This is a genomic window from Coriobacteriia bacterium (assembly GCA_013336165.1).
Classification (GTDB): domain Bacteria; phylum Actinomycetota; class Coriobacteriia; order Anaerosomatales; family JAAXUF01; genus JAAXUF01.
This window is the reverse complement of the sequence record JAAXUF010000002.1, coordinates 170,608-193,307: the sequence shown is the minus strand read 5'-3', so window position 1 is coordinate 193,307 and position 22,700 is coordinate 170,608. Positions and strand designations below refer to the sequence as shown.

The 22,700-nt window shown below is 62.9% G+C and carries 23 protein-coding genes and 2 riboswitches; of the genes, 19 read left to right on the top strand and 4 right to left on the bottom strand.

Translation table 11 applies throughout. The features are described 5' to 3' along the window. The first annotated feature begins 4 nt into the window (after window positions 1–4). Window positions 5–700, top strand: coding sequence for a peptide-methionine (S)-S-oxide reductase MsrA (gene msrA / locus HGA39_02570; protein NTW28234.1), 696 nt, complete (start codon window positions 5–7; stop codon window positions 698–700). Window positions 701–814: 114 nt separating this feature from the next. On the opposite strand, the gene HGA39_02565 is transcribed toward msrA, so the two are convergent. Together HGA39_02565 and HGA39_02560 are read right to left on the bottom strand one after the other, a co-directional pair. Continuing rightward, window positions 815–1,078 carry an SHOCT domain-containing protein gene (locus tag HGA39_02565; protein NTW28233.1) on the bottom strand — a complete coding sequence of 88 codons (264 nt, stop codon included), beginning with the start codon at window positions 1,076–1,078 and terminating at the stop codon, window positions 815–817. After that, window positions 1,078–1,587 (bottom strand): cytochrome c, encoded by a 510-nt coding sequence (locus HGA39_02560; protein ID NTW28232.1) that lies wholly within the window; start codon window positions 1,585–1,587, stop codon window positions 1,078–1,080. Before HGA39_02560 ends, HGA39_02565 begins: the two co-directional genes overlap by 1 nt. A 226-nt stretch (window positions 1,588–1,813) precedes the next feature. Between HGA39_02560 and cadA the strand changes: the two genes are divergently transcribed. From cadA to HGA39_02530, 6 genes are all read left to right on the top strand, one after another. Then, the gene (cadA, locus tag HGA39_02555) at window positions 1,814–3,742 is read left to right on the top strand and encodes a cadmium-translocating P-type ATPase (GenBank protein ID NTW28231.1); all 1,929 of its coding nucleotides are present in this window, start codon (window positions 1,814–1,816) and stop codon (window positions 3,740–3,742) included. Window positions 3,743–3,746: 4 nt separating this feature from the next. After that, window positions 3,747–4,157 carry a peptide-methionine (R)-S-oxide reductase MsrB gene (msrB, locus tag HGA39_02550; GenBank protein ID NTW28230.1) on the top strand — a complete coding sequence of 137 codons (411 nt, stop codon included), beginning with the start codon at window positions 3,747–3,749 and terminating at the stop codon, window positions 4,155–4,157. 140 nt (window positions 4,158–4,297) lie between these two features. Further along, window positions 4,298–5,347: a hypothetical protein gene (locus tag HGA39_02545; protein ID NTW28229.1), complete on the top strand. Its 1,050-nt coding sequence runs from the start codon at window positions 4,298–4,300 to the stop codon at window positions 5,345–5,347. Between the two features lie 14 nt (window positions 5,348–5,361). After that, on the top strand, window positions 5,362–5,577 hold the full coding sequence (locus tag HGA39_02540; GenBank protein NTW28228.1) for a heavy-metal-associated domain-containing protein: 216 nt from the start codon (window positions 5,362–5,364) through the stop codon (window positions 5,575–5,577). A 4-nt stretch (window positions 5,578–5,581) separates the two neighbouring features. Then, window positions 5,582–8,236, top strand: a complete 2,655-nt coding sequence (locus HGA39_02535) for a copper-translocating P-type ATPase (protein NTW28227.1) — start codon at window positions 5,582–5,584, stop codon at window positions 8,234–8,236. Next, window positions 8,236–8,850, top strand: a complete 615-nt coding sequence (locus tag HGA39_02530; protein ID NTW28226.1) for an SDR family oxidoreductase — start codon at window positions 8,236–8,238, stop codon at window positions 8,848–8,850. The genes HGA39_02535 and HGA39_02530 overlap by 1 nt, the downstream gene beginning before the upstream one ends. Here the strand turns inward: HGA39_02530 and HGA39_02525 are convergent. Both HGA39_02525 and HGA39_02520 read right to left on the bottom strand, forming a co-directional pair. Beyond that, the gene (locus HGA39_02525; protein ID NTW28225.1) at window positions 8,847–9,797 is read right to left on the bottom strand and encodes a LysR family transcriptional regulator; all 951 of its coding nucleotides are present in this window, start codon (window positions 9,795–9,797) and stop codon (window positions 8,847–8,849) included. The genes HGA39_02530 and HGA39_02525 overlap by 4 nt on opposite strands. Before the next feature lie 378 nt (window positions 9,798–10,175). Further along, window positions 10,176–10,751, bottom strand: coding sequence for a rubrerythrin family protein (locus tag HGA39_02520; protein ID NTW28224.1), 576 nt, complete (start codon window positions 10,749–10,751; stop codon window positions 10,176–10,178). A 193-nt stretch (window positions 10,752–10,944) separates the two neighbouring features. Then, a riboswitch (molybdenum cofactor riboswitch) is annotated at window positions 10,945–11,100 on the top strand. An 87-nt stretch (window positions 11,101–11,187) separates the two neighbouring features. Here HGA39_02520 and HGA39_02515 point away from each other — a divergent pair. From HGA39_02515 to HGA39_02460, 12 genes are all read left to right on the top strand, one after another. Beyond that, window positions 11,188–12,078 carry a DUF3825 domain-containing protein gene (locus HGA39_02515; protein ID NTW28223.1) on the top strand — a complete coding sequence of 297 codons (891 nt, stop codon included), beginning with the start codon at window positions 11,188–11,190 and terminating at the stop codon, window positions 12,076–12,078. Between the two features lie 117 nt (window positions 12,079–12,195). Further along, window positions 12,196–12,324: riboswitch (molybdenum cofactor riboswitch) on the top strand. 9 nt (window positions 12,325–12,333) lie between these two features. Continuing rightward, on the top strand, window positions 12,334–12,924 hold the full coding sequence (locus HGA39_02510) for a hypothetical protein (protein NTW28222.1): 591 nt from the start codon (window positions 12,334–12,336) through the stop codon (window positions 12,922–12,924). A 31-nt stretch (window positions 12,925–12,955) separates the two neighbouring features. Next, the gene (locus tag HGA39_02505; GenBank protein NTW28221.1) at window positions 12,956–13,531 is read left to right on the top strand and encodes a formylmethanofuran dehydrogenase; all 576 of its coding nucleotides are present in this window, start codon (window positions 12,956–12,958) and stop codon (window positions 13,529–13,531) included. Further along, a complete protein-coding gene (locus tag HGA39_02500) occupies window positions 13,531–14,364 on the top strand; it encodes a DUF364 domain-containing protein (protein NTW28220.1) in 834 nt (277 codons plus the stop codon). Before HGA39_02505 ends, HGA39_02500 begins: the two co-directional genes overlap by 1 nt. A 206-nt stretch (window positions 14,365–14,570) precedes the next feature. Beyond that, entirely contained in the window at window positions 14,571–15,536 is a 966-nt protein-coding gene (locus HGA39_02495) for an iron ABC transporter permease (protein NTW28219.1), read from the top strand. Next, complete coding sequence (locus tag HGA39_02490) at window positions 15,536–16,312, top strand: ABC transporter ATP-binding protein (GenBank protein NTW28218.1); 777 nt, start codon at window positions 15,536–15,538, stop codon at window positions 16,310–16,312. Before HGA39_02495 ends, HGA39_02490 begins: the two co-directional genes overlap by 1 nt. Before the next feature lie 149 nt (window positions 16,313–16,461). Next, window positions 16,462–17,577: an ABC transporter substrate-binding protein gene (locus HGA39_02485; protein NTW28217.1), complete on the top strand. Its 1,116-nt coding sequence runs from the start codon at window positions 16,462–16,464 to the stop codon at window positions 17,575–17,577. A gap of 128 nt (window positions 17,578–17,705) precedes the next feature. Then, window positions 17,706–18,575, top strand: coding sequence for a methyltransferase domain-containing protein (locus HGA39_02480; GenBank protein ID NTW28216.1), 870 nt, complete (start codon window positions 17,706–17,708; stop codon window positions 18,573–18,575). Window positions 18,576–18,580: 5 nt separating this feature from the next. Continuing rightward, window positions 18,581–19,726 carry an ABC transporter substrate-binding protein gene (locus tag HGA39_02475; GenBank protein ID NTW28215.1) on the top strand — a complete coding sequence of 382 codons (1,146 nt, stop codon included), beginning with the start codon at window positions 18,581–18,583 and terminating at the stop codon, window positions 19,724–19,726. A gap of 104 nt (window positions 19,727–19,830) precedes the next feature. Continuing rightward, a complete protein-coding gene (locus HGA39_02470) occupies window positions 19,831–21,600 on the top strand; it encodes a hypothetical protein (protein NTW28214.1) in 1,770 nt (589 codons plus the stop codon). A 2-nt stretch (window positions 21,601–21,602) separates the two neighbouring features. Then, window positions 21,603–22,268, top strand: a complete 666-nt coding sequence (locus tag HGA39_02465) for a transporter (GenBank protein ID NTW28213.1) — start codon at window positions 21,603–21,605, stop codon at window positions 22,266–22,268. Between the two features lie 2 nt (window positions 22,269–22,270). Further along, on the top strand, window positions 22,271–22,663 hold the full coding sequence (locus tag HGA39_02460; protein NTW28212.1) for a DUF2149 domain-containing protein: 393 nt from the start codon (window positions 22,271–22,273) through the stop codon (window positions 22,661–22,663). The last annotated feature ends 37 nt before the right edge of the window (window positions 22,664–22,700 follow it).

The following is a 22,700-nucleotide window of genomic DNA, read 5'->3' as shown; positions in this document are numbered from 1 at the left end:
CGTGATGTCCGGCTACAACGAGGAAGACCGCTTCGCCGAGACGGAACAGACGCGGCCGAGGCCGCCGCTGGACGACATAGTTCCGTGGACGCTTGAGACGGCGACGTTCGCGATGGGCTGTTTCTGGCTTCCGGACGCTCGCTTCGGGCTCACCAAGGGCGTATGGCGCACGCGCGTCGGCTACGCCGGCGGCACCAAACTCGATCCCACCTACCACGACCTCGGCGATCACACGGAGTGCGTGCAGGTCCAGTTCGACCCGACGGTCGTGAGCTACAACGAACTGCTCGGCGTCATGTGGGCGTCGCACAATCCGACGTCGCCGGCGTACACCCGCCAGTACGAGTCGATCGTGCTTGCCAACGACGAGGAGCAACTCGAACTCGCCCACAAGAGCGCAGCGGCCCTCGAAGCGCTCTACGGCAAACGGCTCTACACGCGGATCGAGCTGCTCAAGCGGTTCTGGCCTGCCGAGGACTACCACCAAAAGTACCACCTCCAAAATGACGAGGAGATGATGGCCGACTTCTGGAGCATGTTCCCGACACTTCAGGACTTCGTGGACTCGCCGACGGCGGCGCGCGTGAACGGCTACCTCACCGGAGAGGGCACCCCGGAGCGTCTTATCGGCGAGATCGGGCTCTTCGGGTTAAGCGAGGAGGGGCAGCTCCGTCTCGGCGATATCGTCATGCGGCGGTGATGTCGGCGCGCGGAGGCGGTGACTTCGCGCAGGGGGTCAAGACAGAACGAGAGGGCCCCCGTATGGACCCTCTCGTGTGTATCGCGTTGGCACCTTCTCGGCGCCATGGCCTCGCTATTTCGCGGCGAGCGTCGCGCAGATCTCCTCGTACTGCTCCTTCGTGATCTCGCCCTTCGCATACCGCTCGCGCGCGATGGTGCACGCAGCATCGTCACGCATCATGGGCATGTGATGCATCATGGGGGGCATCTGGCCTCCGCTGCGTCGGACGAGCCAGATCACGAGTAGGACAACGCCAAGTACAAGCATCAACCAGAACAGAACCATAAGGATGGCGAAACCGCCGCCGCCCAACATTGAGCCTCCATATCCGTACATCATCGTGCGCTCAACTCCTTCAAATAGGTGATCAGGTACTTCAGGTCGGTGTCGCTGATCTGCCATCTGGGCATTACGCTGTTCAGGGACCCACCCTTCTCGTCAACTCCATCACGAATCGCCCTTCCGATGGCCGCATCGGTGAAACCTTCGTCCTTCAGGGCGCTGTAGGTAATGTCGGGGACGTCGATCGCTGAACCCATCATTCGCAGATTCCTCCCACCCACGCCGGTTGTTCCATGACATGAAGCACAGCCATTCTGAGTGGCCATTGTCGAGCCTCCGCCGCGCACGACATTTCGCACTAGGGGTCTGCCGTTCGACCCTACTCCCGTCAGGAAGATCTGCTGACCGATCGAGGAACTCGAGGTCGAGCCATTCTGAGACGATTGAGTGGAACTGGTTGTCGTTGGCGATGTGTTCAAGCCGAGGATTGACATTACAACGAGACCGACGATTCCAACAGCAAGCAGGGTCAGCGCTGCAATCAGTACCCCTTTCTGTTTCATGGTCACCTCATTCTGTTGACCTGTGTTGACGACGCACCTGTATATTCCCATTCCGCCCGGAGACCTTAAGGGGGAGAAGCTTCCGACCGTACTCATCGAGCGCGGGGATATAGCTACAGAGGACGCCGAGAAGGACGGGGCCGCGATGCCGGAGCAGCAGCATGATCACGCCGATGGGTCGCCATCCCACGAACAAGTCGGCGGGGGCGGGCGCCACGCGGGCCACATGATCTCCGACTTTCGTCGGCGCTTCTGGATATCTCTCGCGCTCACGGTGCCTGTGGTGCTCCTGTCGCGCGACCTGCCGTTCGTGTCGGCCGAGCGCCTTGTTCCTCTGCCGGGCGCCGGCTGGGTTCTCCTGGCCCTCGCGTCTTTCATCTACGTATATGGCGGCGAGCCGTTTCTGAAGGGGATGGTCCGCGAACTTCGCCAACGCACGCCCGGCATGATGACGCTGGTCGCGGTGGCGACCACGGTCGCCTACGCATACAGCGCCGCTACCGTTCTCGGCTTGGCAGGAATGCCTTTCTTCTGGGAACTCGCAACACTCGTCGATATCATGCTGCTGGGCCACTGGGTCGAGATGCGCTCGGTCGGCGAAGCGTCCAAAGCACTCGAGGAGCTTGCCCGGCTGATGCCGTCTGTCGCGCACCTTCGGCGTGCGGACGGTGAGATCCAAGACGTGCCGACGGAGTCGCTGGTCAACGGCGATGCGGTGCTGGTGCGGCCCGGCGAGAAGGTCCCCGCTGACGGTGACGTCGGGCAAGGTTCCTCGTCGGTCGATGAGTCGCTGCTCACCGGTGAATCGCTTCCCGTGCGCAAGGGGCCGGGCGACGCGGTCATCGGCGGCTCGATCAACGCCGAGGGGGCGCTCTGGGTGACCGTGCGGCGCACCGGCGCGGAGTCGTTCCTGGCCCAGGTTATCGAGCTGGTGCGCTCGGCGCAGGAATCGAAGTCGGGGACGCAGGATCTGGCAGACCGCGCCGCGAAGTGGCTCACCCTCGTCGCGCTCACCGGCGGCGCCATCACGTTCGCGGTGTGGCTCGCGTTGGGCGAGCCGCTGGCGTTCGCGATGGAGCGCGCGGTGACAGTGATGGTGATCGCGTGCCCGCACGCGCTCGGGCTGGCGATCCCGCTGGTGGTCGCGGTGTCGATTGCGCTTGGCGCCCGTGGTGGCGTGCTGGTGCGAGATCGCTCGGCATTCGAGGCCGCCCGGCGGGTTGGAGTGGTCGTCTTCGACAAGACGGGGACGCTCACGCAAGGCCGCTTCAGTTTCGCCGAGGTCGCTGTGCTCGGCGAGATCTCACGCGACGAACTTCTGTCGCTCGCGGCTTCGGTGGAGTCGCTCTCCGAGCATCCGATTGCGCGCGCCATCTCTGCAGAGGCCCCGACCGCCCTCCCGGCGGAAGACTTCGCGGCTCTTCCCGGCGAGGGCGTTCGCGGCCGCGTCGCCGGGCACGAGATCGCCGTCGTCAGTCAGGCATCACTTGCGCAGCGCGCGCTCTTTGCGCCGCCCCAAGTAGCTGCGCTTTCCTCGGGTGGCCGCACGGTGGTGTGCGTGCTTGCGGACGGCGCGCTTGTGGGCGCCATCGCGCTCGCCGACGCCGTGCGGCCCGAGTCGGCCGAGGCGGTCCGGCACCTCAAAGCTCTCGGCATCGAGCCAGTCATGCTGACCGGCGACAGCCGCCCGGTCGCCGAGAGGATCGCCTCCGAGCTGGGTATCGCACGCATATTCGCTGAGGTCCGCCCAGCCGAGAAGTCCGCGGTCATCGGCCGCTTGCGGGCGTCGGGCAAGGTCGTGGCGATGGTGGGCGACGGCGTGAACGACGCTCCCGCACTGGCGACCGCAGACGTGGGGATCGCGGTGGCCGCCGGCACTGACGTGGCTGCCGCCACGGCCGACATCGTGCTGGTCAGAAGCGACCTGCGCGACGTGATCACCACCATCGAACTCGCGCGCGCCACCTACTCGAAGATGAGGCAGAACCTCGGGTGGGCTTTGGGGTACAACCTGATTGCGATCCCGTTGGCCGCAGGAGCGCTTGCGGGCGTGGGCGTGATTCTGAGCCCGGCGGTCGGGGCCGCGCTCATGTCGGTGTCGACTGTTATCGTGGCGCTGAACGCACGGACTTTGCGCTTGCGCCGAGAGGAGTAGTCAGATGCGAGAGAAGGTAGTTCATACCGATGATGAGTGGCGGGCGCTGCTCACACCGGAGCAGTTTCGCGTGCTGAGACGTGCCGGCACCGATCCGGCGTTCTCGGGTGCGCTGACGGACATGTCCGAAGACGGGCGCTACGTCTGTGCAGGCTGCGGGTCCACAATCTTCTGTTCCCAGGCGAAGTTTCATTCCGGTTGCGGCTGGCCTGCGTTCTACGAGCCGATTGCGCCGGATGCGGTGGAAGAGCATGCGGACAACACCCTCGGAATGCGGCGCGTAGAAATACGGTGCGCGGTGTGCGAGGGCCATCTCGGCCACGTGTTCGATGACGGTCCGCCGCCCACGGGTGTGCGCCACTGCATCAACTCGGCGGCGCTGAAGTTCGAACCGACCGCATGCGGCGAAACATAGGCCGACGACTCGGCACGACAGTTGCGCAGGGCAAAGGCTGTGACCTCCTCGGCTGCGTGCGTTCATACTGCTGGAGAGGGTGTTGATGTGCGTTCGGACATCAGGGCGCGCGCCCTTCGAATCATGCAAGGGAGTCAGTCTTGACCGCTTTCTACGTGTCTATGTTCGTGCTGGGAATCGTAACCAGCGTGCACTGTGTCTCAATGTGTGGGCCGATGGTCGTCACGTACGCCGTCAAAGGCGACGACCACGATTCTTGGCGCAGCCGACTTGTGCCAAACGCCGCATACCAGGGCGCCAAATTGGTGAGCTACGTGCTTGTCGGGCTGGCTTTGGGCGCTGTGGGCTCGTTCTTCAGCATCGACGGCATTCGGCCCTACGTCATGGCCGTGGCCGGCCTCTTCATGATCGCGATGGGTCTCGGGATGACCGGTAAAATCCGATGGGCCGCGCATCTGACGCCTCGTCCACCCAAGATGCTCGTGGGGCTGCTTCGCCGTCTGCGCCGCAAAGCCGATACCGAGGCCGACGCGGGCACGAGTTCGCTGGCGACTCCGATCGCCTTCGGCCTGGCCACCGGTTTGATGCCGTGCGCGCCGCTCCAGGCGGCTCAGGTCGCGGCCGTTGCCACCGGCAGCGCGCCCGGCGGCGGTATCGCGATGCTCGCATTCGGGCTTGGAACGGCGCCGCTCCTGTTCGGCTTTGGCACCGCATCGAGTTTGCTGCCGCAGAACCTGAGGCGCCGGGTGATGACCGCGCTGGCGGTCGTGGTGATCGTCTTTGGAGCCGTCTACTTGAATCGGGCCGCGATGCTGCTCGGCTCACCAGTGACGTTCGACTCTGTGAAGCAGGCCGTCTTTGGCGGTTCGAAAGCGAGTACGTCCGTCTCCGGCTACACGATCGGCGCCGATGGCGTCGTCGAGGTGCCCATCAAGATCATCGACACCGCCTACATCCCTTCGACCGTCCAAATCCCAGCCGACAAACCCGTGCGACTTGTCGTCGACCGGCAGGAGTCCGGCGCGTGTTCCGACCAGCTGGCCCTGCCCCAGCTGGGAATCCTCGTGGATCTGGCTCCAAATGCAGTCACCAAGATCGACCTGCCCGCCACCAAGGCTGGGAACTATACGCTAACCTGCGGTATGGGCATGATGTCCGGCCAGCTCGTCGTGGTTCCGGCGACCGACTAGAAGGAGTCCGAATAATGACCACCATCCAGATCAAGACCGGCGGAATGCACTGCCCCTCATGTGCGATGCTCATCCAGCTTAGCGTTGAAGATCTTCCCGGTATCGAGAGCGTCAAGGCGAGCAACGCCGATGGCCTGACGACCGTCACGTTCGACCCGGCCGCAGTGACCGCGGAGGCCATCGCAGAGGAGATCCGCAAGGCCGGCTACAGCGCCGAAATACTTGCGTAGTAGCATGACCATCAAAGGAGGCGCAGACATGAAGACAACAGTATTCGCAGTTGGCGGAATGACCTGCGCGTCGTGCTCCGCGATCATCGAGCGCATCGTCGGTAGGATGGGAGGCGTTGCCTCGGCGGTCGTCAACTTGGCGACTGAGAGGCTCACGGTCACGTATGATCCGGCCGAGATCGACACCGCGCGCATTGTGGCTGCGGTTCAATCCGCGGGCTACACCGCGACCGAGATGCCGGGCGCTGCCCCGGCCGCCGCAAGCGCCGTGCCTGCGACGACGGGCGCTGCTGCGACAGCGTCGGGCACCTGTCCGGTCATGCCGCCTGCGCAGGGGCACGTCACGCTCGGGCTTCTCGGCATGACATGCGCGTCGTGTGCGGCCGTCATCGAGAAGACCCTCACGCGACTGACGGGCGTGGAACGGGCGAGCGTGAACCTTGCAGCCAACACGGGGACGGTCGACTTCGATCCGGCGCTGGTGAGCATCGACGCCCTGATCAGCGCCGTGAAGAAAGCTGGCTACGATGCCGTCGTCGCCGTCGAGAAGGTGCCCGGCTCGACCAGCGGTCAGGACGTTCAAGCTGCTGAGCAAGAACGCGCTGTGAGGCACAGTCGCCGCATGCTGATCATCGCGGCCGAGTTCGCGATACCGACGTTGCTGATCTCCATGGTGCCGCCGTTCATGACCGCTATCCCCGCGTGGTATGCAATCGTGATGTCGAATCTCACTGGTGTCTGGATGGAACCGGAGATGGCACAGAAATACCTGGCGTTCATTCTGGCAACGCCTGTGCAGTTCTACGCCGGCGCGCAGTTCTATCGCGGCTTCTGGTATGCGCTCAAGCGGCGCAGCGGCAACATGGACACGCTGATCGCCATCGGCACCTCGGCGGCGTACTTCTACAGCGTCGCCGCGACGTTTGTCCCCTCACTCAGCTTACAGCCGGTCTTTTACGAGACCGGCGCGCTGCTGATCATGTTCGTGCTGCTGGGCAAGTTGCTGGAGGCTACCGCCAAGGGCCGCACCGGCGACGCGATCAGGAAGCTGATGGGGCTGGCCGCGCGCACGGCGCGCGTCGTGCGTGGCGGAACGGAGATCGACATCCCCGCAGAGCAGGTCGTCGTCGGCGACATCGTCGTGGTGCGCCCCGGCGAAAAGGTGCCGGTCGACGGCGTCATCACCGAGGGTGTCTCGGCGGTCGACGAGTCCATGCTCACAGGCGAGTCCATCCCTGCCGAGAAGAACCCCGGCGACACGGTCATTGGTGCGACGCTCAACAAGATGGGCGCGTTTCGCTTCCGCGCGACCAAAGTCGGCGCCGACACGATGCTTGCGCAGATCGTTCGCTTGGTGGAGGACGCGCAGGGCTCCAAAGCGCCGGTGCAGCGCTTCGCCGACCGCATCAGCGCGATCTTCGTACCCGTGGTCGTCGGCGCGGCAGTGCTCACGTTCCTGGTTTGGCTGCTGATCGTGCCGAACTTCGTGGATGAGGCGTTCTACGCAACGGCGACTCCGTTCCTGAGGGCGCTCTTAGCCGGCACCGCCGTCATCGTGATCGCGTGCCCGTGCGCGCTGGGCCTGGCCACGCCGACCGCCATCATGGTGGGTACCGGCAAGGGAGCCGAGAACGGCATCCTGATCAAGAGCGGCGACGCGCTTGAGACGGCCTATCGGATCAAGGCGATCGTGTTCGACAAGACGGGCACGCTGACGCACGGCAAGCCGGTTGTCACGGAGGCCGAGGCGTTTGCGTCGTTCGACACGGAGGCACTTCTCGGCCTCGCGGCGGCGCTCGAGAAGTCTTCCGAGCATCCGCTTGCCGAGGCGATCGTGGCCCGCGCTCGTGAGGACAGCCTTGTGCTGCCGGCGGTCGAGGGGTTCTCGGCGATTCCGGGTCACGGCGTTGAGGGCTCGGTCGCCGGTCGGCGTGTCGTGCTGGGCAATCGAAGGCTCATGGAGCGCGAAGGCGTGGACATCGCTGCGCATGCGGGCCGCATCGAGCAGATCGAGGGCGAGGGCAAGACCGTGATGCTGGTCGCGGTTGACGAAACCGCGGCCGGTCTGATCGCAGTCGCCGACACGCTCAAGGAAAACTCGCGGGAGGCCGTCGCTCGGCTGACCAAGATGGGCGTCGAAGTCTACATGATCACAGGCGACAACCGACGCACCGCCGAGGCGATCGCCCTGCAGGCCGGCATCCCCGCCGACCGCGTGCTCGCCGAGGTCCTTCCGGAGCACAAGGCCGAGGAGGTCGCGAAGCTGCAGGCACGCGGGCTGGTCACCGCGATGGTTGGCGACGGCATCAACGACACGCCGGCGCTCGCGCAGGCCGACGTCGGCATCGCGATGGGCGCGGGAACCGACGTGGCTGTTGAGACCGGCGGCATCGTGCTCATCAAGAACGATCTGCGCGACGTAGTGACCGCGATCGAGCTCTCGCGCGCCACGATGCGCAAGATCCACCAGAACTTCTTCTGGGCGCTGGGCTACAACAGTCTCGGCATCCCGATTGCCGCGCTCGGCCTGCTGCGCCCTGAGATCGCGGGCGCCGCCATGGCGCTCTCGAGCGTGAGCGTGGTCACAAGCTCCCTCATGCTGAGGCGCTTCCGCCCGAGTTTCTCGAAAGACGCGCCACGTATCGCCGAGGAGGCCTGATGCGGATCCTGATCGTGGGGGCGGAGAGCCGCCTTGGGCGAGAAGTGGCGGTCCGGGCTTTGGGGCACGGACACGAAGTTCGCGCGCTCACGAGTGGCGGACCGCTCGCCGTCGCCAACGACCGTCTCGACGTCATCCACGGAGATCCGCTCGATTTCGATGTGGTGAACGCGGCGGTGCGCGGCGTCTCCGGCGTCGCCGTCGTGCTTCCTGAAGGGGGAGGCGCCTACGAAGGCGCAATCGCCAACATCATTCATGCGATGGCCGAGAACATGTCGACCCGCCTGGTCGCCGAGAGCGCGGTGGGTGCCTTCGCTCGCGGGGACAGCCGACTGCCGCTGGCCAAACGCTTCAAGGCGACGACGGTCCGGCGCCGCGACATCGACGAGCTTGAAGCGATGGAGCGCAGGATCGTGGCCTCCGATCTTGACTGGACGATAGTGCGTCCCTTCGGCCTGACGGACGACCCGCCGAGAGGGCAATACCGCGTGTCCTTGTCCGGTGAGATCCTCTCGGCGATGAAGCCGGTGCCCAGGGCGGACGTCGCATCGGTGATGGTCAAAGCGCTGGAGACGGATACGTACTGGCGGCGGGTGGTCACCGTCGCCGGCTAGGTTTTCGCAGGGGCGCCGTCTGCCGGATGCACGCTCATGTGCGCGGAAACATCGGCGGCTGTCGCGCGAAGCGCCGCAAGAACGACGGCGATGCCGGGGTTACCTCCACTGCCGCGGCGGATGTTCGACCAGATGGTTCGGTCTAGATGCAGGCCTTCGATTCGGCGAATTGCCACGTCCGGATACTCGCCGATCAGCGCCAGCGGGGGAACGAGTGCCACGCCTAGGCCCGCGCCGACGGCGGCAAGGATGACCTGGAAGTCCATCGAGTGGAAGTCAGTGCGCGGCTCATACCCTTCGCGCCGAGTCGCGGTGACGACAAGCTCCAGCATCGATGTCGCGTCTCGGCCGACGATCCACTCCTCCTCGCGCAGGTCGGCGACGGCGATCTGTTCCTTGTTCGCAAGTGAATGGCCTGCAGGCAGGGCGAGGAATACCGGTTCGGTGAAGAGCTGCTCCCGCTCGATGCCCGGATCCTCGAGGCTGGGGAGCACGTTCCATTCATAGGTGACGACGAGGTCCAGCGCGTCGTTCTTCAGAGCAGGAAGAGACTCCTCCGGCTCTAGGTCGACCATCGAGACTCGCAGGTTTGGATAGTCCTTGAGCAGCGTGGGAAATACCGGCACCAAGAGAGCGCGCGCGGCCGTCGGGAATGCGGATACTCTGACATGTCCCACGATCCCGCGGGACGCAGCAACCAGATCGGCCTCCGCGCGCTCAAGCTCTGCGAGGACGCGTTCGGTGTTGGTGACGAGCCGCGATCCAGCATCGGTGAGTTTCACGCCTCGGCCATGCCGCTCGAGAAGCTGGATTCCGGCCTCGCGCTCAAGCACCGCCATCTGCTGGGAGACAGCAGATGGCGTCATGAAAAGGGCCTCCGCCGCTGCAGCGATCGTGCCGCGGGAGGCGACTTCACGGAGCATCTTCAGCCGGGTGACGTTCAACATGTAGTTCATCTTACGATATACATAAGAAATCAGCAATTGTTCTTGTGGCTTGATGGAGCGATGATAGCACCATAGAAAGTGATCGGTTGACGAGCATTGAAGGAGGCGTTCGACATGCATGACAGTCTGAGTGAAGGCGGCGTCTTCTACGGCCGTACGCTGGCAATTGTTGGCGTAGTTATGGCGCTCGCAGTACTGCTCAATATTCTCTAGTCCCCTTGCAGCCGGCGTCGGCCATCCCCCGGCGTCGGCTTTCCTGGTAAGCGCCTCACATGTTCAGGTGGGGCGCTTATGCATTTCAGGGAAGAAATGATCCAAATCAAAGCCGAGGACCCCAATCGCACGATACGACTGGGTCCTCGGCTTAATAATGGAATCCTAGTAGTTCTCGCAGAGGAGTTCGTAGTACGCCTGCGGGTGCTTGCACGCCGGACATTCGGCCGGCGCCTCCGCGCCCTTGTGGACGTAACCGCAGTTGCGGCACTTCCAGTAGACCTCGCCGTCGCGTTTGAAGACCACGTGACCGTTCACGTTTTCGAGGAGCTTGCGATAGCGCGCCTCGTGGTGCTCTTCGACCTCGCCGATCTCACGAAATGAAGTAGCGATGTCGGCGAAGCCCTCTTCATCGGCGATGCGAGCGAATTCGGGATAGAGCGTGCCCCATTCCATGAGCTCGCCTTCGGCAGCGGCCAGGAGGTTCTCGGCCGTCGTGCCGATGCGACCGGCCGGGTAGCTGGCCGTGATCTCAGTGTCGCCGCCCTCAAGGTACTTGAAGAAGACCTTCGCGTGCTCCTTCTCATTTTCGGCGGTCTCCTGGAAGATCGCCATAATCTGCTGAAACCCCTCATCACGTGCGACGCTCGCAAAGTACGTGTAGCGGTTGCGCGCCTGCGATTCGCCGGCGAACGACTTCAGGAGGTTCTTCTCGGTCTCGGTGCCTTTGATGCTTGCCATTGGGTGCCCCTTTCGCACGATGTCCTCATCAGGTTACCAACTACTGGTATACCCGAGAAAGGGGGTGTCGATCAGAGTGCGCCAGCTCGTCATCATCGCGGGCTCGTCGACGGCCATGATCCGACACGGAATCAACACAGGAGATCTGACAAGGCGCTATTGCCATCTTGCGAAGAGGCTGTACAGTGTGCCCAACAACATACTCTCCGAGCTTGGCTCCCTGCCGTGTGCTCGCACGTGGGAACCAAGCCCAGCCCGCAAGGGCGATGGCCAAAGCGGAAACGCTTCGACCACCCGCTTCCTCGGTTAGCCGGGGTGGAACTTGGAAAGGAGACAGTGCCTGTGGCGGCGACCTTAGCGCCCACTGGGAGTCTCCCGGCGGGCTTTTCACGTTTCCGGGCACGTTGGCAAAATGGGGTGGAAGATCCAAATGCGAATGAATGATTACGCGTTTGTGAGCGCGTGGGAAAATCGGCTGCAGTCCTTGGCGAGATTGGCCGAACCCGAGCGATGGACCTACAGGTCGGTTCCGGATGTGTCTCCGCTCCCGGTCCTCGAAGCCTATATTCGCCACACATTCGAGCGGGTTTGCGAGCAACACAAGATATGCGAGAGCGAGGAGTTCTCCTGCTTCAACACGGGATTGCTCACACCCAACCAAGAGGAGGTTTTCGGTCTCTTTCAAGTATCCGACCGCTTTGACCCGAGCCAACCGCTGTGCTCGACCAACAGGAAGTGGTTCCTGACCAAATGGATCACATCGAGCGACCGGCGTCTGACCGAGTTCATGGAAGTACCACGTCTGCCGACATACTGGGAGGATCCGGCAGAGACGGTCTTCAACCCATATCTTCACGTGCAAGTGAATTTCGATCACATCATCTGTGAGAACCTGAATCGGTTCCCCGTCGAGTTGGGTGGCAACCTCGGCTCCAACGGCGTGCCCCTGGAACCGGACAGTGAAGAAGACGTCGAGGAGTCGGAGGATTCGGACAGCGAGAATGCGGAAGAAGCAGATATCGCTGTTCCCTTAGCCACCAGAAACGCGCTGGAAGGTGCGATGAAGCACAGCATTCGGCTAGCACTGAGAAACCACAGGGTGGCAGTTCCCCAGTTCCACGGGAACGCGATCCAGCTTCTCCTTCCCTTGTATCTGCGAGACCCGAACCGCCCGGATCTCGTGCTGACCCTTGCACGTCAAGGGGATTGGTATCGAGCCACAACGATCATATATCCGGACTGGGCCTATCAACATGCTCGGCTGTTGTGCCGCCCGAACAGCGAGTGGCTTGGCGGATTTCGCAGCGACTTGGCGACCGACTGCTAGTCCAGCGGACGATTGCCGTACGCGCGCACGGCCGCCTGTTGAACAACTCCAGCGAATTGCGGTCATCGGTCTTGCTATTCTTCCGGAGTTAAGCCTAGAGTGTCCGTAATCGCATACCTCCGAGCTTGGTTACCTGCCGGCGTGAGCCAATGGGAGCCAAGCCCCGCCCGCAAGGGCAATGGCCGAAGTGGAAACGCTTCGACCACCCGAAACCTCGGCACATACGAGGTTTAACTTGGAAAGGAGACAACGCCCGTGGCGGAATTTTGGCGTCCGTCGGGAGGTCTCCCGACGGACGTTTTGACGTCCTCGGGCGCTTCTCGGCTCAATATCGTGAGCGGCCCATCCGGCTGTGGTAAGACCTCATGGTGTCTTGCCCTCCTCGCGCAGGCACAACTCACCGGCGTGGAATTCCACGGAGTTGTCTGCCCGCCGGTCTTCGAGAATGGCCGGAAGACCGGAATCGACGTCGCGTTCCTCGGCGGGGAAGAGGACGGTACGCGTCTGCGGCTGGCCGAGCGCCGCGATCTCAGCATCCCCAGCGACCCCTCAACTTTTCGGCTCGCGTGGAACTTCGACTCTCAACTGATGCAGCGCGTCGAGCGCCACTTCGATCTGCTCCGCGCCTCGGAATATCTCATTGTCGACGAGATCGGGCCGCTCGAACTCCTCAGCGGCGTGGGGTGGCAGTCGGCGCTTTCCGTCATCGATTCCGGTGTGTATCGCACTGCCTTCGTCGTCGTGCGGCCGAGTCTTCTCGAGATCGCGACCACGCGCTGGCCAAGTGCGGAAGTCATCCAAGTTTGTGCCGAGACAGGCGAGCCGAGAAGCAGGACAGGCGTCTGAGAAGCGTCCGACAAAGAAGAGAGGTCCACAAGTGCTGAAGAGAACGTTCGATGAGGATCTGGCCATGGCCGTCGCCTATCACGGTCACCTGTGCGCGGGGCAGGTGCTGGGCACGCGCATCGCACGGATAGGGCTCGCGCATTTTGGGATCGACGAGCCCGAAACGTATCGCGATCTGATCGCTTTCGTCGAGGCCGACCGGTGTCTTGCCGACGCCGTCTGCTCGGTGGCGAAGTGCAACATCGGACGCCGGCGGCTCAAGTGGTTTGACTATGGGAAGATGGCGGCGACGTTCTACGACATCAATACCGACTCCGCCGTTCGTGTCTGTTCGATTGGGCAGGCAAAGCCCGGTCCGAATGAAGACACGGTCGAGTTCTTCTCGCGCTTTGCGGACGACGAGTTCTTCTCGGTGGAAGATGTGGTCGTCAACATCGACGAGTACGACTTGCCGGGCAGGCCCAAAGCGCACGTGACGTGCGACACGTGTGGCGAGCACGTCCTCGACAATCGCCATCTGGTTCGTGACGGACTCGTGCTGTGCAAGGCATGCGCCGGACTGCCTCTCTACTACCGCAAGAGCGCCGCGAAGTGCGAAGTCGGCTGATGGGGGCCGATGCCGCGCCGGCCTGCCTCTCCGTGGGGGGAACGGTCGCAGAGTGCCCCGGTGCTACTCGGGAGCCGTGGGCGCTCTACGACCACCTTATCGCTGGCATCCCGAGAGGCATCCGGATCGAGCACTGGTGTCTCGGCAGCAGGTGGGCATACGTCGACGCTGAGTGCGGCATGGGAGTGTCGCTTGCGGTCAAAGGCGGGCCCGGCGCCTACTCCCTTGCCGAGCAGGCGGATGGACTTCAACTGCACGAGCTTGCAGCGTACGCGAAGTCGTGGAACTTCCGCGAGGCATCGGTGGGGATCGCGGCGCTCAACGCGTGGCACAGCTCGCCTGAGAGGCTTGCCGTCCTCGGCGTCCGGCTGTCCGCCGAGAGAGACGTCGGTCGCCGAGACGATGCCTTCAGAGCGTACCGCGAGCAGATTCGCGGCCGGCGTGTGGCCGTCATCGGTCATTTCCCGGCCGTCGGGGACCTTGCCGACCTCTGCGAACTCACCGTCCTCGAGCGTTCGCCCGCTTCCACGTCCGACTTGCCGGACTCTGCCTGTGAGTTCCTCCTTCCTAGACAGGACTTTGTCTTCATCACGGGGACGGCGATGACCAACAAGACGATCGTCCGGCTGCTCGAACTCTCGCGACGCGCCACGTGCATCCTAGTGGGTCCCAGCGTCGTGCCGTCACCGGTGCTCTTCGACTATGGCGTGGACGTCGCGGCAGGCTCGGTCGTTGTGGACAAGGCCCGGGTCCGCCGCTTGATCGAACAGGGCGCTCACATGTTGTTCAACGACGGCGTGCAGATGATGCAGTTGGAGCGTCAGGGACGGTGAGGGACTCGAATCAGACACGAGCGAGCGACGTCGATCCGCACCAGGAGAAGGTGCCGCAGTGCGGCGTGCGACGCCCCGCCGGCATTCCTCTCACGCCGGAAGACGCGGCTGTCGTTGAGGCCGAGGGCGTCGTCGCGGCTGCTTCAGTGAACGCTGCATTTGGGCGCAAGATTTCGAAGAGGACACAACTGTTGCTGGCCGTCCTTATGGTGGTGATGTTCGTCGGGTCGTTCTCGGTCGGGAGATATCCCGTGACGCCATGGCAGCTCATTCAGAACATCTGGTGGCACTTCGCCGATCCGGCATCGATCACCAACCAGCAGATCCAGACCGTGATCTTCAACATCAGGCTTCCCAGAGTTCTTGTTGCCATGATTGTTGGGGGCGCCCTGTCGGTTGCGGGGGCGTCCTACCAAGGGATGTTCAAGAATCCGCTCGTCTCGCCCGACATTCTCGGCGCATCTGCGGGAGCGAGTCTCGGGGCGTGCCTCGCTCTCCTGCTCAACATGCCGACGGCGATGATTCAGCTTTTCGCCTTCACGGGCGGCATGCTCGCGGTGGCACTCGCGGTGGGGATGAACCGGCTGGTGAAGTACGACCCCATCCTCGGACTCGTTCTCGGCGGCATCTTGGTATCGACGCTGTTCCAGGCGGGCACATCGCTCGTGAAGTACCTCGCCGACGCCAACGACAAGCTGCCGACAATCACGTTCTGGCTGATGGGCAGCTTCGCGTCGATCGACCAGCGGGACTTCCTCACCATCCTCGTGCCCATGCTTCTCGGCTTCGTGCTTCTCATGACGCAACGATGGCGGCTGAATGTGTTGTCGTTCGGGGAGGAAGAGGCGCGTAGCATGGGCGTAAACACGCGCCTGACGCGCCTGATCGTCATCTTCGCTTCGACGCTGGTCGTCTCGACCGCAGTGGCGGTCGCGGGGGTCATCGGCTGGATCGGGCTTGTGATCCCGCATCTCGGCCGGGCGCTTGTCGGCCCCAACTACCGCGTGCTCCTGCCGGTCTCGGTGCTGCTTGGCTCGAGTTACCTGCTGCTGGTCGACGACATCGCTCGTCTGGCGTCCTCTGTCGAGGTTCCCATCGGCATTCTCACGGCGATCTTCGGGGTGCCGTTCTTCGTCGTGATCTTCCGCCACAACGTTCGGGGGTGGAACTGATGCTCCAAGTCCGCAATCTCTGCGCCGGGTACGACAAGCACGAGGTCATCCACGACGCAACCTTCTCGGTAGGGCGCGGGGAGTTCGTGTGCATGCTCGGCGCGAATGGGTGCGGCAAGACGACGATCCTCAAGAACGTACTCGGCTTCGCCAAGCCGTTCTCGGGCAGCATCAAGATGGATGGCGACAGTGTGTTGCGGATGCGCGAACGCGAACTCGCCCGGCGCGTGGCCTACATCCCGCAGGCACACACGCCTCCATTCCCGTTCACAGTCGCCGACGTCGTGATCATGGGGAGAACTCCCTACATCAACCGCCTTGCGGTGGTGTCCGAGGAGGACAAAGCGATTGCGGTCTGCGCTCTGCGCCGCCTTTCGATCGAGCACCTAGCGAGTCGTACGTACACGCAGCTCTCCGGTGGGCAGCGCCAGCTCGTCATCATCGCTCGTGCTCTCGCACAGAAGCCCGATCTGCTCGTGATGGACGAGCCCACTGCGAGCTTGGATTTCGGAAACCAGCACATCGTCATGGCGCAGATGCGCAAGCTTGCCGATGCAGGCATGGGAGTGCTCATGGTCACGCACGATCCCGACCACGCGCTGCTGTGCGCGGACCGGGTGATCGTCGTCCAGGACGGCGTCATCACGCACGACGGTACGCCCGCCGACGTGATCGACAACGAGTGTATGCAGGCGATCTACGGGACCAGCGTGCTCGTTGCTGAAGTCAGTCGTGCGCAGGGGAGATCGGTACGGGTGTGCGTCCCGTTGATGTAGGTGAGAACGCGAGGAGTAAGGAGGTCTGGAGGATCGAGCATCAGGCGAAGCAACGAAGATCCGGAAATGTTCAGGGAGAGAAAGGGACGGAAACGACGATGAGATCAGGTTCAAGAGGAGGGGCCAGAGGCCTCGGACGGTTAGCTGTGTTGGCGCTGGTGTTCGCGCTCGCTGTGCCGACGGGCTCGCTGTTTGGCTGCACTGGCTCCAAAAGCACCGCTGCCGTGAAGACCGATACCACTGCCGCCACGGTCGATGCCATGGCCGATCGTACTATCACCGATGACGCCGGACGGACGGTGACCGTCCCGGAGGTCGGCAAGCTGAAAAAGATCTATTTCACGAGCCCCGTGGCTCAGATATTCTGCTTCACGCTAGCACCTGAACTCTCAGGCGGAACCACGATGGATTTCTCGGCGGCCGAACTGAAGTACCTGCCGAAAGGCACCGCCGATCTCAAGAACCTTGGCTCGCTCGCCTCGGGTGGCAAGCTCAACCCTGAGGCGATCGTCGCGGAGGGGATTCAGGTCATCTTCAACATTTCGTCGGTGGCCCTGACGGCGAGCGACATCAGTACCGCGGACGACCTCCAGAAACAAACGGGAATTCCCGTCGTCTGCATAGACGGCTCGATGGACAAGATATCGAACGCGTACCGGAAACTCGGCACGATTCTCGGAAAGGAAAAAGAAGCCGAGAAGCTCGCCAGCTACTGCGAGAACACGCTGGATGCTGTGCAGAAGGCTGTTGAAACGGTCCCCCAAGACAAGCGCGTGAGCGTCTATTATGCCGAGGGCCCCAAGGGCTTGCAGACCGAGCCCGAGGCCTCTCAGCATGCCGTAGCATTCAAGCTTGCTGGCGCAAAGAACGCAGCGGTCGGCGTTGCGGTTGGTGCCTCCAAAGGCATGTCCGAGGTGTCACTTGAGCAGGTGCTAGCGTGGAACCCACAAGTAATCATCGCTTGGGACGACGTCTTGCGGGGTGGTGCGGACGAACTCATCCGCACGAACCGGGACTGGGCAACGATCAGCGCCGTGAAGAACGGTCTCGTCTACACGATGCCGAACGTGCCGTTCTCGTGGTGCGACCGCCCGCCTGCGGTCAACAGGTTCCTCGGCGTTCAGTGGTTGGCGAACACGCTTTATCCCAACGCGTACAAGGTCGACATGGTCAGTGTGACCAAGGAGTTCTACAGCTTGTTCTATCACGTCGACTTGACGGACTCCCAAGCAAAGGAGCTGCTCGGCAACAGCTACACGAAGTAACAGGAGACCGCTCACAGAAGAAGGTTGACCCCGATCTGCGGCCTAGGAGTCGGGCTGGGCCTCAGATCGGGGTTTGTGGCGGTACGCGAACGACCCCGAGACGGACTATGCGATACGAGGAGAGAAGGATGTTGCTCACGGAACATGATTGGAATGGAGAGTGGATGCAGTTGCAGGCGAATCGCAGCTACGACGACTCCCCCTCATACTGGGACAAGCGCGCCCCCTCCTTCGCCACGAAGGCCGGCACGTCGCACTATGCGTCGGAATTCCTCGAATACGCCCAGATCGCTCCGGGGGCGACCGTCTTGGATTTCGGATGCGGTGCGGGCACTCTTTCGCTGCCGCTGGCACGCCAGGGTCACCAGGTAACGTCTGCCGACTTCTCACCGGCTATGCTTTCGCTCCTTGAGCAGCAGGCTGCCAAAGAGGGCCTCTCGTCGATCCGCACCGTGCGCGCGAGCTGGGACGACGACTGGGAGGCGGCGGGTGTCGGTCAGGCTGACGTTGCGATCGCATCGCGTTCGATTGCCGTCGCCGACCTGGGTTCGGCGCTTCGCAAGCTCAACGCCGCTGCCCGGTATCGCGTTTGCCTGACCCTGGCGGCAGGAGGCTCTCCTCGGCATGACAGCCGGATCTTCGCCGCTATCGGCCGCGAATTCCCAACCGACCTTGGCTATGTCTACGCCATGAACATCCTCTTTCAGATGGGGATCAGGCCCGAACTTCGCTTCATTGAGAGCACGAAGCCCGAGTTCTTCGCGACTCGCGAGGATGCGAGGAGAGTCGTCTCTGACATGTTGTCCGACGTGAGTCTACGAGAGGAGGAGCTGCTCGAGCGTTACCTCGCCGAGCATCTTGTGCCAGGAGTCGATCGTAAAGGCGAGTCCTGCTGGGAATGGGCTGAGCCGAGGATTGTCATATGGGCGTTCATCTCTTGGCGCCAAGAGCGCTCCAGTCGCGCTATCTCGTCTTGCTGCGGGCGCGACGAACAGTGATCGTGATGAATCAGACGCACGCGGACGCACAGTGCGCGCAAGTCACCCGGCGCATATTCTGCCGATGGCTCGGCGGTGGACTCCTCGTGACGCTGGCCGCGACCGCTCTTCCTGGCTGCAAGGCCGCGGACCAGTTCTTCACTGGAGAGCGCACGATAACCGATGACGCCGGCCGGCAACTGAAGATCCCGACGGTTTCGAAATTGAAGCGCATCTACTTTACGAGCTCGCTCGCCCAGATCTTCTGCTTCACCCTCGCGCCGGACTTGATCGCCGGTACGGGGCTCCAGTTTACGAAGAAGGAACTCAAGTACCTGCCGAAGGGCACGGCCGACCTGCCGTACATGGGGACGCTTTCGGGGGGCGCGGAGATCGACCGCGAGGCCCTGTTGGTCGAAGACGTGCAGGTCATCTTCTCGATCAGCGGAGTCGCACTCACGAAGACGAACATCTCCGAAGCCCAAGATCTGCAGACTCAGACAAACATTCCCGTCGTCGTCATCGACGGCTCGTTTGATCGCATCGCGCAGGCGTATCGGCTCCTCGGCGAAGTCCTTGGCCAAGAGAAGCGCGCGGAGGAACTCGCCTCGTACTGCGAGAAAGTCTACTCGGCGGTCACGGAGGCCATCACAAAGGTGCCGAGCGATCGGCGCGTCTCGCTCTACTACGCCGAGGGACCCGAGGGGCTGCAGACGGAGCCGGACGTGTCTGAGCACGCGCTCACGTTCGCAGTTGCGGGCGCGAACAACGTGGCAGCGGTGCCGGAGACGCAGGGGCTCGGCATGTCGAATGTCTCACTCGAGCAGGTGCTCAAGTGGAACCCGCAGGTGATCGTCGCATGGGACGACGTCGTGCGCGGAGGTGCAGACGAGTACATCAGGAAGAGCCCGGACTGGGCGTCGATCACGGCGGTGAAAGAGGGCAGGGTCTACACCATGCCGAACGCGCCCTATGCGTGGTGCGACCGCCCGCCCGGAGTGAACCGGCTCGTCGGCATCCAGTGGGTCGCGAACATGCTCTATCCCGATGCCTATGACGTTGACATGGTTGAAGAGGTGAAGAAGTTCTACGCGAAGTTCTACTGGGTCGACGTGACTGACGCCGACGTCAAGGAGCTTCTCGGCAACAGTTATCCGCCGTACCGCGCGTGATTCGGTCGGCATACAGCGGCCGGCAATCATTCCGAGCACCGGGAGACAAGAAGCACCACATGAGAGAGGCAAGGAGACATACGAGGGCACGGAGAGCATGCGGCATGCTGCTCACCGTGGCTGTTGTACTCCTCTCCATCTCGGGATTCTTCGTCCCGTCGCCGACGGCGTCGCAGGCGACTGGGGCGGCGCAGGGTCGTACTTGGGGGTGTTCGGCGTTCGGTGTCCAAGCCGCCCAAGCCGAGACGGTCACTCCCGAACCAAGCCCGACGGTTCTGCAGATCGACCTGTATGGCTGCACGACCGACGCGAACGGCGGCTGGATCAAGAAGCTCGGTCGCACGACTGAAGGTGGCGAGTACTTTGTCGCCGAGGGGATCGGGACTCTCGGCGGTCAGTTGCGCATGCTGGCGTGTGTGACGTGGAGCGACGGCTCGGCGCACTACCAGAATGAGGCCGACTGGCGGGATGTCACGCTGGCTTGGAAGACCAACAACGCTGACATCGCGACGGTCGACTCGCGAGGCGTGGTCACCGCCGTGGGCGATGGCACGGTCAGGATAACCGCCACAGCTCCCAACGGCACGTCGGGCTCCGTCAACATCAGGATATTCGGCCAGAGTGGCGCCTATGTCACGAACGTGGACATCGTCAACGACGTGGGCGTCAGTTATGGTGACAGTCGGATCGGCTTCGACAAGGTCGATTCCTCCTCCAACGTGCACCTATACGCGCGCATCACCTACTCCGATGGCAAGGTCGCGTGCAACGCTCCCAACGCTTCGGACTACACCGCGTTGGCAGATCTCTCCACACTCTCGTGGTCGGTCTCGAACATCGACGTCGGCTACGTGAATGCCACCTCCGGCAACTTCATCGCGAAAGCTCAAGGCACCGTGGCCGTCTATGCTCGTATGACCGGAGGTGATCCCGCCGCCAACGGCGGTGCCGTGCAGGACCGCGTGTGGGTCGTGATCGACACGGGAACCGGTAGCGATGAGTACCTGCCGAGCGACTCGCTCGAGATCAAGATTGTCTACCAGGACGATGAGTCGCTTGTCGCGGAGACGCACATCTACTCGATTGCCCAGCTGCGCGACATCCAGACCGCACGGTGCACGTACACGCTGACACGGAGCGCGGGCAACTACGTCACCGACAGCGCCGAGGGCATCTACCTGTCCACGCTCATCGAGCAGCTCGGAGTCTCGCTGAACGAGGTCTACGCGTTCCGCTTCGCGGCGAACGATGGTGCGAACCCGGGCGCCATCACCAGCCGGTTCCTCTTCGACTACACACGCTACTACTTTCCGTACTTCGACACCGGCGGGCTAATGGCTGATCGGCAGGTCGTCATGCCGATGCTTGCGTTCGCTGACAATTGGCGCGAGGGCGGGTCCTGCGAAGAGGAGTACTCGGGACTCAACCCTGGAACCTGCCTGCGCCTACTCTTCGGGTCGACGGGCGCTGCCGACGCGTCGACCGCGAAGTCGATCAAGTACATTCACACGATGACCATCGTGATGGCTGGGTCGCCGCCGGTCGGAAGTGGCGGCGACGGGGGATCGGGTGGCAGCTCCGGTACCGGCTCCGGGTCGGAGTCCGGATCCGGCGTAGACACTGGCAGTGGCAACGTCTCCGTGCTGGTCACTGCCGACGGTGGCGGAAGCGGAACCGGAGGCAGCGCCGACTCCGGGGACGGTGCGGCAAAGGGCCGCTGGCAGGTCTTCGAGATGATGGGTTCGTCGGCGTCGGACATTGATCCCATCGACTTCACCAACCCGCTTCAACCCTGGGCTCTGCCGTCGGCGGTGGCACTGATGCTCGTCGGCGCTTCCTATGTATTCCTGCGATTCAAGAAGGAACTTACCTAACCATGGACACGCTATATCTCAGAGACATGCTCCATCTGGTTTCACAGTCGATGCTCGTCCCAGTGATGGCTTTGCTGATAGCCCTCATCGCGTTCTCGCTCTTCCACGTCGGTTCGGTCATCGCCGAGTTCTTCACCGAGCGCCGCCACTTCAAGGTGGTGATGCCCAAGCTCGTGAACGCGATCCACGACGCCGACGGCGGGGGGCTCACGGGCGTCATTGAGGATAGCGGGCTCTTGCGCAAGCAGAAGGACGCGCTCATCACGCTCGCCGACAATATCGACCTGCCCGACGACGACCTCTATGCACTCGCGAAGTCATCGGTGTTCGAGACGAATGCGCGATACGAGAAGACGCTGTCGCACATGAACCTGTCGGTCAAGATCGCACCGATGCTCGGACTCATGGGAACGCTCATCCCGCTCGGCCCAGGCGTCGTGGCGCTTGGCCAAGGCGACACGGCGACGCTCTCGAAGTCCCTTCTGATCGCATTCGACGGCACCGTCACCGGCCTCGTCATCGCAATCGTTTGCATGGCGGTCGTCACGCTCAGGAAGCGCTGGTACGGCGCGTACATGGTTTCTCTCGAGTCCGCCGCAACCTGCATCCTCGAAAAGGCGGCCGAACGTAATTCCGGCAAGACTCCGAAAGAAAGCTCAGGCGAATAGCGATGGCGCGGACTCTGAGAGGTAGCGCATTCCTCCATACCGCACTCAGCGACGAGAGCGAGGTCGATCCGCGCACGTCGCTCGTGAACCTCGTTGACGTGATGCTGGTGTTCTCGTGCGGGCTCATGGTCGCGCTGCTGTCGTACTGGAATCTCGACTTCTCCTCCGTGAAGCTCGTGAAACAGGACGCGATGACGGAAATGAGCAAGGTCCAGGAGCTTGCCGAGGAGCTGACGTCCGGGAGCGGCCTTTACACCCAGGTCGGTACCGTCTACCAAGATCCGACTTCCGGCAAGCTCTACCTAGTGAAGGGTGCGGACGGCGGCTCGAGCAGCGGTTCCGGTGAGGAGACTGCGGCGCCGAGCGCGACAAGTCGAGCACAAGGCGCGGACTAGCGTTATTCCGTCGGCGCGCATTCGCGGACGATGCGAG